At 50.0% G+C, this 13,184-nt stretch carries 9 protein-coding genes and 1 pseudogene; 5 read left to right on the top strand and 5 right to left on the bottom strand.

The window, feature by feature from the left end; translation table 11 throughout:
* Positions 1-123: 123 nt before the first annotated feature.
* From JKK62_RS18080 to JKK62_RS11550, 4 genes and pseudogenes are all read left to right on the top strand, one after another.
* Positions 124-1,269 (top strand): annotated as a pseudogene (locus JKK62_RS18080) (FprA family A-type flavoprotein); the annotation flags it as partial.
* 3 nt (positions 1,270-1,272) lie between these two features.
* On the top strand, positions 1,273-1,914 hold the full coding sequence (locus JKK62_RS18075; protein WP_436286312.1) for a flavin reductase family protein: 642 nt from the start codon (positions 1,273-1,275) through the stop codon (positions 1,912-1,914).
* Positions 1,915-2,151: 237 nt separating this feature from the next.
* Positions 2,152-3,009: a DUF4428 domain-containing protein gene (locus JKK62_RS11555; protein WP_186833964.1), complete on the top strand. Its 858-nt coding sequence runs from the start codon at positions 2,152-2,154 to the stop codon at positions 3,007-3,009.
* Positions 3,010-3,044: 35 nt separating this feature from the next.
* Positions 3,045-3,182 carry a rubredoxin gene (locus JKK62_RS11550; RefSeq protein WP_186833963.1) on the top strand — a complete coding sequence of 46 codons (138 nt, stop codon included), beginning with the start codon at positions 3,045-3,047 and terminating at the stop codon, positions 3,180-3,182.
* Positions 3,183-3,588: 406 nt separating this feature from the next.
* On the opposite strand, the gene JKK62_RS11545 is transcribed toward JKK62_RS11550, so the two are convergent.
* From JKK62_RS11545 to JKK62_RS11525, 5 genes are all read right to left on the bottom strand, one after another.
* On the bottom strand, positions 3,589-4,971 hold the full coding sequence (locus tag JKK62_RS11545; protein ID WP_186833962.1) for a TrpB-like pyridoxal phosphate-dependent enzyme: 1,383 nt from the start codon (positions 4,969-4,971) through the stop codon (positions 3,589-3,591).
* Between the two features lie 1,289 nt (positions 4,972-6,260).
* Positions 6,261-7,154 carry a COG1361 family protein gene (locus tag JKK62_RS11540; RefSeq protein WP_186833961.1) on the bottom strand — a complete coding sequence of 298 codons (894 nt, stop codon included), beginning with the start codon at positions 7,152-7,154 and terminating at the stop codon, positions 6,261-6,263.
* Between the two features lie 334 nt (positions 7,155-7,488).
* Entirely contained in the window at positions 7,489-8,529 is a 1,041-nt protein-coding gene (locus JKK62_RS11535; RefSeq protein ID WP_186833960.1) for a tyrosine-type recombinase/integrase, read from the bottom strand.
* Entirely contained in the window at positions 8,516-9,505 is a 990-nt protein-coding gene (locus JKK62_RS11530; RefSeq protein ID WP_186833959.1) for a tyrosine-type recombinase/integrase, read from the bottom strand. Before JKK62_RS11530 ends, JKK62_RS11535 begins: the two co-directional genes overlap by 14 nt.
* Positions 9,498-10,739: a tyrosine-type recombinase/integrase gene (locus tag JKK62_RS11525; RefSeq protein WP_186833958.1), complete on the bottom strand. Its 1,242-nt coding sequence runs from the start codon at positions 10,737-10,739 to the stop codon at positions 9,498-9,500. The genes JKK62_RS11530 and JKK62_RS11525 overlap by 8 nt, the downstream gene beginning before the upstream one ends.
* A gap of 202 nt (positions 10,740-10,941) precedes the next feature.
* Here JKK62_RS11525 and JKK62_RS11520 point away from each other — a divergent pair.
* Positions 10,942-13,184 (top strand): hypothetical protein (locus tag JKK62_RS11520; RefSeq protein ID WP_186833957.1); only part of this gene is annotated, 2,243 nt, incomplete at its 3' end.

The following is a 13,184-nucleotide window of genomic DNA, read 5'->3' as shown; positions in this document are numbered from 1 at the left end:
AGTTCATGGTGATACGTGTCAGACCATTCCTTCTCATTCTACAGCTTAGGCATTGAAAAGGAAAACAGACACGGCTGGCTACCGTGTCCATTACCTTAATTTATATTGTAGGAGATGATTCCCATGTTTATTACCAATGATATCAAGTACATCGGCGTCAACGATCATGATATCGATCTTTTTGAGGGACAGTATATCGTTCCCAACGGTATGGCGTACAATTCCTATGCCATCATCGATGAAAAGGTCGCGGTCATGGACACCGTCGATCAGCATTTCGGCAAGCAGTGGCTCGATAACCTCAAGTCCGTGATCGGCGATCGAAAGCCCGATTATCTTGTCGTACAGCATATGGAGCCTGACCACAGCGCCAACATCGACAACTTTTTGAAGGCTTATCCCGAGGCGATCGTCGTGTCCTCGCAGAAGGCGTTCAATATGATGGTCAACTTCTTCGGCACCGATTATGCCGACAGACGCATCGTCGTCAAGGAGGGCGATACCCTCGAGCTTGGCAAGCATACGCTCAACTTCGTGGGCGCTCCCATGGTACACTGGCCCGAGGTTCTGATGACCTATGACAGCACCGATAAGGTACTCTTCTCCGCTGACGGCTTCGGCAAGTTCGGCGCGCTGGACGTCGAAGAGGACTGGGCTTGTGAGGCACGCCGCTATTATATCGGCATCGTCGGCAAGTACGGCAAGCAGGTGCAGAACGTCCTCAAAAAGGCGGCAGGTCTGGAGATCGGCATCATCTGTCCGCTCCACGGTCCCGTGCTCAGCGAGAACCTCGGCTACTACCTCGACCTGTACAACACCTGGTCGTCCTACGGGGTCGAGACCGACGGCATCATGATCGCCTACACCTCCGTTTACGGCCACACCAAAAAGGCGGTCGAGCTGCTTGCGGACAAGCTGCGTGAAGCGGGCTGTCCCAAGGTAGCGGTCAACGATCTGGCGCGTGAGGATATGGCGGAGTGCGTTGAGGACGCCTTCCGTTACGGCAAGATCATCCTCGCCACCACCACCTATAACGCGGATATCTTCCCGTTTATGCGCGAGTTCATCAACCATCTGACCGAGCGCAACTTCCAGAACAAGACCATGGGCTTCATCGAGAACGGCTCATGGGCGCCGCTTGCGGAAAAGACCATGCGCAAGATGCTCGAGGGCTGCAAGAACATCACCTATACCGACAACAACGTGCATATCCTTTCCGCCATGAACGATGAGAACATCGCCGAGATCGACGCCCTGTGCGAAGAGCTGACCATGGATTATGTCGCGATGGACGGCGAGAAGGCGGATAAGAACGATCTGACCGCGCTGTTCAACATCGGCTACGGTCTGTATGTCGTCACCGCGCGTGACGGCGATAAGGACAACGGCTGTATCGTCAACACCGTATCGCAGGTCACCAACACCCCCAACCGTATCGCGGTATGTATCAATAAGAAGAACCTTACCCATGATATGGTCGCAAAGACCGGCACGATGAACGTCAACTGCCTGTCCACCGACGCGCCGTTCAGCGTGTTTGAGCACTTCGGCTTCCAGAGCGGCAGAGACGTCGACAAGATCATCGGCGAGGGCATCCTGCGCTCCGACAACGGCGTTGCCTTCCTCGGTCACTATATCAACTCCTTCATGTCGTTGAAGGTGGAACAGACCGTCGACCTTGACACCCACAGCATGTTCATTTGCTCCGTCACCGAGGCGCGTGTCATCACCGATGTAGAGACCATGACCTATACCTACTATCAGAACAACGTCAAGCCCAAGCCTGAGACCGACGGCAAGAAGGGCTGGGTCTGCAAGGTCTGCGGCTATGTCTATGAGGGAGAGGATATCCCCGACGACTTCATCTGCCCGCTGTGCAAGCACGGCGTCGCCGACTTTGAACCGATCGAATAAATTGATTCTATGCGAGCCCTTGGATATGTTGATGCAAGGGCTCTGCTATTCAAGCCTCCCTTTCCTAAGGGAGGTGGTGCGAAGCACCGGAGGGTTGCCGTTACCAATCGTCATTGCGAGACGATGAGCCTCCCTTTCCTAAGGGAGGTGCCGCAAAGCGGCGGAGGGTTGCCCGTGGCAATCTCAACCGATATCTGACATTCTTACCATACGATCCCGCTCAAAAAGGAGGTACCAATGGGACTTTTCAGCAAGAAATTCTGTGACGTTTGCGGCAACAAGATCGGACTCTTGGGCAACCGCAAGCTGGAGGACGGTAATCTGTGCAAGGACTGCGCCAAGAAGCTCTCGCCGTGGTTCAGCGAACGCCGCCACAGCACCCTTAATGAGATCAAGGCACAGCTCGATTACCGCGAGGAGAATAGGGAAAAGGTCGCCGCTTTCAACACGTCCAAGACCCTCGGCAACCGTACCAGACTGATGATCGACGCTCAGAACCGTCGGTTCATGGTCGCCCAAACCTCCAACATCACGACGGAAAATCCCGATGTGCTGGACTTCTCTCAGGCGCGCGGATGCGAGCTTGTCATCGACGAGAGCCGCGACGAGATAGAGCGGGAGCTTGAGGACGGCAGCACCGTCAGCTATGATCCGCCCCGCTTTGAGTACTCTTACACGATGAGCGTCAAGATCTTTGTTGACCACCCGTATTTTGACGAGATGGAGTTTGAGATCAGCGACGGATACATCAACACCGGCGAGGCGCGCATGACCGGTACCGACGCGAATTGGACGGTCAATCGCGCGACGGGCTACAACGATGACAGAGAGATCCGCAAGTATCACGACACCGTCGCGCTGGGCAACGAGATCAAGGCTGAGATCGACCGGATGCAGGGTAAGCCTGTTTCGATGAGCCAAGAGGAACAGATCCCGAATATGAACGAGCAGGGTGCTCCGATGAACACCGACAGCTATGCGCCGCAGGGCTATTCTCAGAGCCCCGCCGGCAGCGCTTCATGGGTCTGTCCGTTCTGCGATACCGACAATCACGGTAATTTCTGTGCGGGATGCGGCGCGAAGCGTCCGTCCTGATCACGGATTGCGATAAACTGTAAAGGAGAAACAACATGAAAAAGTATGTATGCGATGTCTGCGGCTATGTCTATGACCCCGAAGAGAACGGCGGCGTAGCGTTCGAGGATCTTCCCGACGATTATGTCTGCCCTCTGTGCGGCGTAGGCAAGGATGAATTCAGCGAGGCATAAGCTGTATTGACTGCAAAATGACAAGGCCCTGCGGGTGTTCCGCAGGGCTTTTGCTATGCTCGGAGCAGCTGGATATCAACAAACAGGCTATGAAATGATCTGAAATGATAAGGAAAACCGCGCCGCGCGCGTATGGTTCTTGTTTGTTTTCTTATTCATATTCTTATTTGTATTCTTCTTCTTATTCTTATTGGCAGCAATTGGTGGCAATTGCCATAGTTGCATTGACATATGCAATCACTGTCTTTCTGACAAGCAAAAAGGCGCTCTCATTACGAAAGCGCCTAATATACCTTCTGTTGATTTGATAGAAATCCGTTGCCCGATCATATCGACTGTTGTCTGCGCCGTTGATGACGGTATCAGAACCGTCAGACGTTACAACAGGCGGAAAAAGATGCACGCATCAATCCTGACCGGGAACCTTGGGCAGGGAGTTCAGGCCCTTTGCCAGATCCTCGTCGGTGGGGATGTAGTCGGTCATCTCGCCGTCGTTGAACTTCTGATACGCGACCATATCGAAGTAGCCGGTACCGGTCAAGCCGAAGACGATTGTCTTTTCTTCGCCGGTCTCCTTGCACTTGAGCGCCTCGTCGATCGCGACGCGGATCGCGTGGCTGGATTCGGGAGCGGGCAGGATGCCTTCGACTCTCGCAAACTGCTGTGCCGCCTCGAATACGGACGTCTGCTCCACGGAGGTCGCCTCCATATAGCCGTCATGATAGAGCTGAGAGAGGGTGGTGCTCATGCCGTGGAATCTCAGACCGCCCGCGTGGTTCGCGGAGGGGATGAAGCCGGAGCCGAGGGTGTACATCTTCGCGAGCGGGCAGATCATGCCGGTGTCGCAGAAGTCGTAAGCGTACTTACCGCGTGTGAAGCTCGGGCAGGACGCGGGCTCTACCGCGATGATGCGATAATCCTTTTCGCCGCGCAGCTTTTCGCCCATGAACGGAGCGATCAGACCGCCGAGGTTGGAGCCGCCGCCCGCGCAGCCGATGATGATATCGGGCTCGATGCCGTATTTGTCGAGCGCTGTCTTGGTCTCCAGACCGATGACAGACTGGTGCAGGAGCACCTGATTGAGGACGGAGCCGAGTACGTAGCGGTAGCCGGGATTGGTAACAGCGACCTCGACCGCCTCACTGATCGCGCAGCCAAGAGAACCGGTGGTGCCGGGATGCTCCGCGAGGATCTTTTTGCCGACTTCGGTGGTCATGGAGGGGGAGGGGGTGACCTCAGCGCCGTAGGTGCGCATGACCTCTCTGCGGAAGGGCTTCTGCTCGTAGCTGACCTTGACCATGAATACCTTCAGATCCAGTCCGAGGTACGCGCAAGCCATGCTCAGCGCCGTGCCCCACTGACCGGCTCCGGTCTCGGTCGTCACGCCCTTGAGTCCCTGCTTCTTCGCGTAGTATGCCTGCGCGATCGCGGAGTTGAGCTTGTGACTGCCGGATGTATTGTTGCCCTCGAATTTGTAGTAGATCTTAGCGGGCGTATCGAGCGCCGCCTCTAAGCAATAGGCGCGTACCAGGGGAGAGGGACGGTACATTTTGTAGAAGTCCTGGATCTCCTGCGGAATGTCGATGAAGGGAGTGGTATCGTCGAGTTCCTGCTTGACGAGCTCTTCACAGAAGATACCGCTCATCTCCTCGGCGGTCAGCGGCTGACCGGTACCCGGGTTCAGCAGGGGCGCGGGCTTGTTCTTCATATCCGCGCGCAGGTTATACCATTTGGAAGGGATCTCGTTTTCGTCTAAATAAATCTTATAAGGGATCTTGTTTTCAGCCATGATGTTTCTCCTTTTCTGTTTCATGTTTTTTGTATTTGCAGGGTATCAAGCCTCCCTCTCCTAAGGTGAGATTCTGTCCAAATCTTTGATTTGGGAAACAGATTCCATACACCGGAGAGGTGGCTCGGACTTCTGTCCGAGTCGGAGGGTTGCCATTGTTATGATGCTTTTGTTACATATAAGGAATGAATCTTTCAACCCTCAGTCTCGGCTCAATCGCCTCGACAGCTCCCTTAGGAAAGGGAGCCTTTGTTCCGCCATCGTTTGGTCAGTAAAGTAATATTCATAATTCCTCCTTGTTGAGGCTCCCTTTGGTAAAGGGAGCTCCCGCGATCGAGCGGGTGAGGGATTGTATCATTGGAGCATAAGCGACCAACCGAATAATAAGGTTGTGATTCTTATACAATCTCTCCGATATTGTCTCGCGGCAAGCCTTCCTTCCTTTACAAAAGGGAGGCTTACAAAACAAAAACCCGTCCCTGCATTTCTGCCGGGACAGGATCAATTCCTGCGGTGCCACCTGGCTTGGCGCTTTCACGCCCGCTCACACGTACATCCATACGCTGACCTCTTTCACGTCGGGTCAATCCGTCTCACATACTCTGTCAGCTTTCTGACATTTCTGCTCGCCCTCCGAAGTCCATTCGACCTTAGCTCATCCGTCGCGATCCCACCATCCGCGGCTCTCTGGGTGACAAGTGATAAGGCTTACTCACTCTTCGTCATAGGTTTGCTGTTCAATTTTGGTATGGCTGTATTTTAGCGCATGAAAATCCATTTGTCAAGTCTTTTTGAAAAAATATTTTTATTCGGTATCACTTTAAACGAATAAAGCGTCAATATCGATCCTTTTCCAATCAATATCGCGTACCGCGGAGCAGATGAAGCTGATTGTAGGGGAGGGGCTTGCTCCTCCCGCAACCTATCCAATACATCTTACCCGAATGCGAAGCACATCAATCCTTCCGTAGGGATGGTCATTGACCATCCGCAGAATGACGGGCGTTTCATATATCGAAAGCGTGAGATAGGGGAAAACGTTCCTGCCATGCGGACGAGCAATGCTCGTCCCTACGCCGACGCACCGAAACCTTTCCGTTCAATCCCACCTAATCGCGAAGCAGATGAAACAAATTGTAGGGGAGCACCGCTCCCCTACAAATTTACTGAAACGTTTACTGTGGATCGAGGAATGCTCCCGCCGAGACGTTTTCTTCCTTGACCTTAAGTAAGCCAAGCTGCCGGGTGCCGACAGCTTGACGCTTTGGAGGTTATTATTGCTTTGCGATTCAGCCGCCGAATTCCGCGGCGCCCGTGTCACACATCGAGCCGATGGTGCCGGTCACGGTCAGGGTGGCTGTACCGGGTTCTACGCTCCACGCGCCGGTAACGGCGTCCTGCGTGAAGGTCGCGGCGGGGATGGTGATCACGCCGTTCGCGGTTTGGAACAAGCCGGTGTTCTGATTGTAGGTGTAGTCGGTGCCCTCGGCAAGCGGTGTGCCGTCCAGCGCGACACTGATGTTGCTGAGAATGGGGGAGAAGGCGTCGCTGATGACGGCGTTATCCGCCGCGGTAACGGCGGTGTTGCCGTTGTTCTGCAGGCGGAAGGTGTAGGTCACTTCGCCGTTTTCCGCTACGGGGATGGGCGCGATCGACTTGAGCACGCTGAGTGCCGCGCCGACTGCCGCCGGTACATTTTCGGTCGCGTTAACGTCACAAAGTCCCGTGCCGCTGACGGTGACGGTGTTTTCGATCACACCGCCTGTCTCGGGTGGCGCGTATTCCGTGACCTGTGCTTCATAGACGATCACGGCGCTGCCGCCCGCGGGGATGCTGATATCGCTGAATACCAGTCCGTCCGCGGTACTGACGGCAGGAGTCGGCTGCAGGACGCCGTCGCTGAAATACAGCGCGGAATCCTCGATATAGCTCAGCGGCTGTACCGTGCCGGTGTTAAAGATATACGAACCGAGATCATCCGTGACGGTCAGCCCCGTCACCGCGGTATCGCTGTGGTTGATGATACTCACGGCGTAGGTGATCGATTCACCCGTCTGATAATCCTGCGCGGCGGTGGTTTTGCTGACGCTGAGGATGCCCTCGACCGATCCGACCGCGATATTTGACTGCACCGAGCCGCCGGTGTAGCTCAGGGTAGCTGTGTTGGTAAATGTGGTAGCCATGATTTTTCCTTTCCTGTGTTTTGGGAGCGTTTCAACTCCCATACCATCTTATGCGGTCGGCGTAAAGGTGTGACGTTCGTTGATGCTTTGTAGGATCGTGTTAAGGCTAGAAAATTTAATTCTTCACAAAAAGATGATGACAACACTTATTTTTTATGTTAAAATATAATAGTTAGCATAGAAGGTCATGATTTCTTGTGAGCGGATGATACGTCCGGGGATCCGTGATCTTCTTCCGGTAATAATTATTAAAGATATATAGTTATTCGAGGAGAGCGTGAAACACCCCAAAGCATGCGCTTTTTCGCAATCTTTCTCGAATAAAAAAGTCAGTTCATCTGAGAAATTCGGGTATTGTATCGTTAGATTTCGGCAGACCTTCGTTTATGAGTTTATCGCTTGAAAACCATTTTTCATTCCATGTTTGCATAGCTTTATCAACGGCTTGTTGTGAAATATCTAAATAGATTTGTGTAGACTGAATAGAAGAATGACCGAGGATATTTTTCACGATGACTAATGGTACTCCCGCTTCAATAAGATGAGTTGCTGTTGTATGCCGCATAACGTGCGGTGTATAGCGTCCTGAACAAAACAAATTCGGATAATTTGTTTTTGCAGTTGCAATGTACTTTGCGTATATTTCTTCAATACAGGATATAGACATCTGTTCGTTTCTCTGGCTGGAAAAGACGTGACGATTTCGGCAATCAGAAATCTTTCTGAAAGAAATATATTTGTATAAGAGAGCCGAAGATTCAGTGGTTATCCGCACGCGTCGAGACTTGTTACCTTTACCTACAAGCGTTAAAACAGCGTTGCCATTTGCGTCGTACGCAATATCTCCGACTGTTAGATCACAGATTTCCTGAGCCCTTGCTCCGCTTGCATACATTACCGTCAAAAGAACCAAGTCTCGCCATCCGATTGTGTCCGTAGTATCCGGTAAAGAAAAAAGTATCTTTAGTTCCTCGCGGGTAAATGAACAACGAGGAGCGTTTTTAACTCTTCTAAGGCTCGCTTTGGATATTTTTGAAAGACTATTCCTAAAAATATATCCAGCTTCAAGACTGTAATTCTGAGCGAAATCTGCAAATGAAGACAACGCTCCCATTCTTTGTTTTGCTGTTGAACGGCTGTTTTTTCGCACATTGAGCAACCATTCAAAGAAATCCGTAAGCAATTCAAAATTCAGCGCTTCAAAACTAATGCGACTGTTTTTGGACTTCTCAGAAATATACTGAAACAAAAGTCTGAACGTGCACTTGTAGGATTGTATCGTGTTAGGGCTTGCGTTTACTGTTATTGGTAAGAATTCTGTAAAGAACTTAGCAAGTAAATCCATGAAATCGTTATCGAGATTATTCTTCATCATACGGCACCTCAACTTTCGGTAACAATCCCTGCGAAAAGCTTTCAAAAGCATATAGGTCGCTCTGAGATTGAGCACCGGTATATCTCATATATTTGTCGGAGTCAATCAGACATTTATGCCCCAAATACGTTGGTAAAAGCAAGTCGTTCATATTGACGGAATAACTGTTTTCTTCAAGCTGTCGTACAGATTTAAGCACAAACAAATGCCGCAGGCAGTGAATACAAGCACCTCTTTCGTATCGCTCTTTATTCAGCTGATCTATATCGGCGCATTTAAGGATTACCGAGAACCAAGCATCAACCTGTCTTGTAGTTATCGGCTTATCTTCCTTTGCGCCTTCAAACAGCAGAGCATCGGAAAAGTCTGGTATTTTAAGCGCAGAACAATAATCTTTTAAAATACCTAAAAGAGAATTGTGAATAGGTATGAGCCTTTCTTTTTCAAATTTAGTATGACGCAACAGTATTGTTCCATTTGAGAAATCAATATCGTTTCTTCTGATGGATACTGTTTCTCCCAGTCTTGTGCCGCACCCGTAAAGGATTCTTAATATCATTGGGATTTTTAATTTGATGAAGGGCATGCAGTGCGACTTAGAACCAATCGGCAGATTGTCGGCGTAATAAAAAATTCTCTCTATTTCTTCATTAGAGAAGATATATGGAATATAGTCCGATTTTACACGAGGAGACGGCAAAACGAATGACGGATTGCCGATGCTGTTAAGATATTTCGCAAAATTCCTTGCTACGCTGACTTTTTCTCTAACGGTTTTACTTTTGCCGGTGAGTGTATTCATCCACTGGCTCAAAACGACTTCAGTAAGAATCTTTTCTGTAAAACCACCGTCAAGGATAAATTTATCGAGAGAAACCAGTACACGCCTGTCTTGTGAATATACCTTTTCGACTACGATAGCCTTTCTTAACTCCAGATAAGATCTTATTTGGTCCGCAAATTGACTGTTAAACATTAGCACTAACCTCACTTCTGTTAAGTAAGTTACAGAAATCGCCCTGCGGTTTAGGCACAGGAAGAGAACAAAGCCTAAGCTTTTCAATATCTAATTTGGCATAGTGCTTTAAAGCGTATTTTGTTTCGTGTCCCAACAAACGGCGGACTACTTCCGTTGAAACGCTGTCGTTAATCATATTGCTGGCTACAGAAGACCGAAAGGATCGGCTGCCGTGTCTTTTCCCTTCAACAGCTACACCTGAATTTGAAAAGACAGTATTGATCATTGTGTTTACAGTTCGGTAGTCAATTGGTTTGTATGGTATACCGAGCGTAATAAATAATCTTTGGCTTTCAATATTTGGACGCGCAGATTTAAGATACTCTTGCAGAGCAGATTTGATCTCGGGCAGCATTTTCCCCTGCCACAGCACTCCTGTTTTCCTTTGAATAAAAGAAATGCGGTTGTTAGGAAAATCAATATCCGAAAGCGACAAACAAGCAATATCACAAGCACGGATTCCATAACGTGACATCAACAAAAGAATGGCATAATTTCTTTTTCCTGACGCAGTGCTTCGGTTAATAGAGCTTTCTACTGCTTTTATCTCATCGATGGTGTATACCGTTGGATACGGTTCTTTGGCTCTTCCAAATTTCAAAAGATTCGAATAATCGCTGCTTAGTTGACCGCGCTCAAAAAGATAGTGTAAAAAAGGACTTATGCGCTCCCAATACCGTGTTGCCCCAAGAGACAGAAAAGCTTTTTGAACAGCTAATCCATCAACCGTGTTTAGAGATTTGTAGCCACAGTCAAATAGATTTTGCAGGAATCTACCGCAAATCCAACGCTTGTAGTTAGCAGTTGCCTGTCCATTGCCATTTTTACGGCAATATCTTAGATACTCATCAAGAATATAGGCAAAGCACTCTGGTAAGTCAGATTTAGTAAGCCCCACGCCCCATAATGCGTCGTCGTTGTCAAGATCGTCATAAAGCCGATTGAGTTTTCTGACAATGTTCTTGGCTCTGGAAATGCGGGATTCACAAATGAGTAGATCATTTTTGCAATGTGCGATAAGCCGTTCACCAATTTTAGGTGTATATTCTATTAAGCCATGACTATCCATAAAGTCAGAAAATGCATTCAGAATAAACATCATATCTTTGGTGGTGCTTTTACTGTAGGATGCTGATTTCATCAATTCACATAGGTGAGCTGACAAATCTTTAAAAATTTTAATTTTGTTCAACTGAAAAACCTCCTGTTTTTTATACATCTTTTGATGTGCTTATAGTATACAGGAGTTTTTCCTATTCGTTATTATTCGAGGAGATTTTTTTAAAACTATTGTTTATGGGGTGTCAAACAGCTTCTCGAATAACAATATTCACTTAATAAACGAAGTTATCCGAGACCTCGGATAACAATATAATCATAAAGGAGTATGATGTATGAAAAAGATGATTTCGTTGGTACTTGTCGCGGCACTGCTGCTCGGTATGTGCAGTATCACGGCTTTTGCCGCGGAGGACGATAAGCCCGCGCCTCAGCCTACAACAGGACCTTGGGACGGATTCTTTTGGATGACCGGCGGGGCGATGATCGCCTTCGGCGGCATCGAAGGGCAGGAGGAGCGCCTTGTCTATTACCGTCAGGGCTTTTCGGCGTCCAGCCCGATCGTCACCGATAACGAGGCGGTTCCCGGCGTGACCTATGACGAGACGACCAACACCCTGACCCTCGATAACGCCAAGCTGCCCGATACCCTGTCGCTCTACTACATGGGCGACGACTTCAAGCTGCGCGTTGTTGGCGAATGCGAGCTGGGCTATATCCGTGTGAACAACTATTTCAACAATTACAGCACGAGTCTGAACATTACCGGCACCGGTACGCTGAGCGTCAATAAGGATAAGAAAAACGACGAAGCGATGTACTTCTACGCCGACGGGCAGGGTTTGATGCATCTCGATATCGCGCCTTCCGTTACCGTCCATTTGTACGCGAACGAGAACGCGAGCGAGTATTATCCTCAGAACGTTATGCGTATCTGGTCGACCTATGACGATCCCGCCATCACCGTGGGCGGCGAGGCGATCCCCGAGGCGAAGTCCAGACAAAATACCGATACAATCTACGAAACCGTCAACGCGGCTTGGGCCTCTAACTCGTATTATGAGTCTCCGCGCGGCAAGCGCGTTATATCCAAGACCGACACCGACGGGATCTACGCGGTCGAGGAGGTCCAGCGTTATACCGGAGAAGGCTATGAGCCCGGCTGGTGCGTTACCAAGTATAATACCTATCCCGAATTTGATACGCCGATCCCCGATCCCGCTTATACCAACGAGTACGGCGAACGCGGTATCGTTATGACCAAAGAGGAATTCGAGGCGGAATACGACTATCTGATCGAGCGGCAGCCCACAAAGATCCGCTATACGTCCGACTACCGTGAAGCGAACCGCGGCTACCGCGGCGTCAAATTCATTAAGGACGGCGACCCCGATACCGTGTATATCGGTCAGAAAAACGGCTGGAATACCGAGTACCAAGGCGATCTGGGCGATATCAGCTCTTATTATCTTTACAAAGCGCACTGGGACGAGGATGAGCAGCTCTACTTTTTGGACGGCGATGCGGTTGAGAGAAACAAAACCGAGGAACAGCTGAAAGACGCAGGCTATACGATCGTGACCGAAGAGGTCGAGGGACCCCTGACGATGCAATGCTGGACAGATCCCGCTCCTTATGATGATAACAATAACCAGCGAACCGTTGAGCTGGTGAGCCGCAAATCCGATCCCGACGGCATGTACGCGTTTATGTATAAATCCACATATACCGACACCGGTGAAGTAAAAGTCCATATTACGCCGATCATTTATGATGAGGACAACGACGAATACTATCTGCGGGGCTACCATGGCGGATATATCGGCTCGGACATCTTTGTCGTCCCCGAAGAGGAATGGGAGAGCGGCGACTGCGATTTTGCCTATATCATCGGAAAGAAAGAGCAGAGAGTTGAGCTGCAGTATATCAACGAATACTTCGACTACGAGAACTACAGCTCCGAAGCTTTCCTGATGACTAAGGACGGCGAGCCCGGTCAGTATTACGGCGCGGAGCTTTGGGATTGGGCGGACGGACACAAAGAGTACGTTGTCGAGCCGATCGAATGGCGCGAGGACAAAGAGCGTTACTATTCACCCGACTCCGCCGATTCCGAGAGCTATGACAGTGTAGAAGCGATGGAAACAGCCGGCTATCACATGGTGATGGAGGATCAACCCGTTGACTATACCGTCACCGGCAGTGTCACGATCACAACCATGTCGCTGTATAAGGACGACGAAGGCAACAGCTATATCAAGGACTATTTCGATACGGTTTACCGTATCAGCGAGGACAACAAATTCACCTACGGCGATAAGGAATACTATATCGGCACGGCAGCGGAGGACGTCGATCCTGACTCCCTGCACGACATTCATCATGAGGAGATCCGCGACGATTCCATATGGTGGATCGAAGGTACCGAGTATCACCATGTCGCGGGTGAAACGCCCGCAACCGGATATACCGTCAGCGGTACCGCTACCAGCTACAAGACCAACGACGGCGTGAACGACGTCACACTGAAGCTGACCGGCTCCGACAACAACTATACCGATACCGTGACCGTGACTGC

Source organism: Ruminococcus difficilis (genome assembly GCF_016680995.1).
This window is presented reverse-complemented; position numbering and strand designations above follow the sequence as displayed.

Coding starts and splice junctions, on each gene's coding strand:
- JKK62_RS18075 (WP_436286312.1), top strand. CDS start 1,273: ATGGATTATGTCGCGATGGACGGCGAGAAGGCGGATAAGAACGATCTG.
- JKK62_RS11555 (WP_186833964.1), top strand. CDS start 2,152: ATGGGACTTTTCAGCAAGAAATTCTGTGACGTTTGCGGCAACAAGATC.
- JKK62_RS11550 (WP_186833963.1), top strand. CDS start 3,045: ATGAAAAAGTATGTATGCGATGTCTGCGGCTATGTCTATGACCCCGAA.
- JKK62_RS11545 (WP_186833962.1), bottom strand. CDS start 4,971: ATGGCTGAAAACAAGATCCCTTATAAGATTTATTTAGACGAAAACGAG.
- JKK62_RS11540 (WP_186833961.1), bottom strand. CDS start 7,154: ATGGCTACCACATTTACCAACACAGCTACCCTGAGCTACACCGGCGGC.
- JKK62_RS11535 (WP_186833960.1), bottom strand. CDS start 8,529: ATGATGAAGAATAATCTCGATAACGATTTCATGGATTTACTTGCTAAG.
- JKK62_RS11530 (WP_186833959.1), bottom strand. CDS start 9,505: ATGTTTAACAGTCAATTTGCGGACCAAATAAGATCTTATCTGGAGTTA.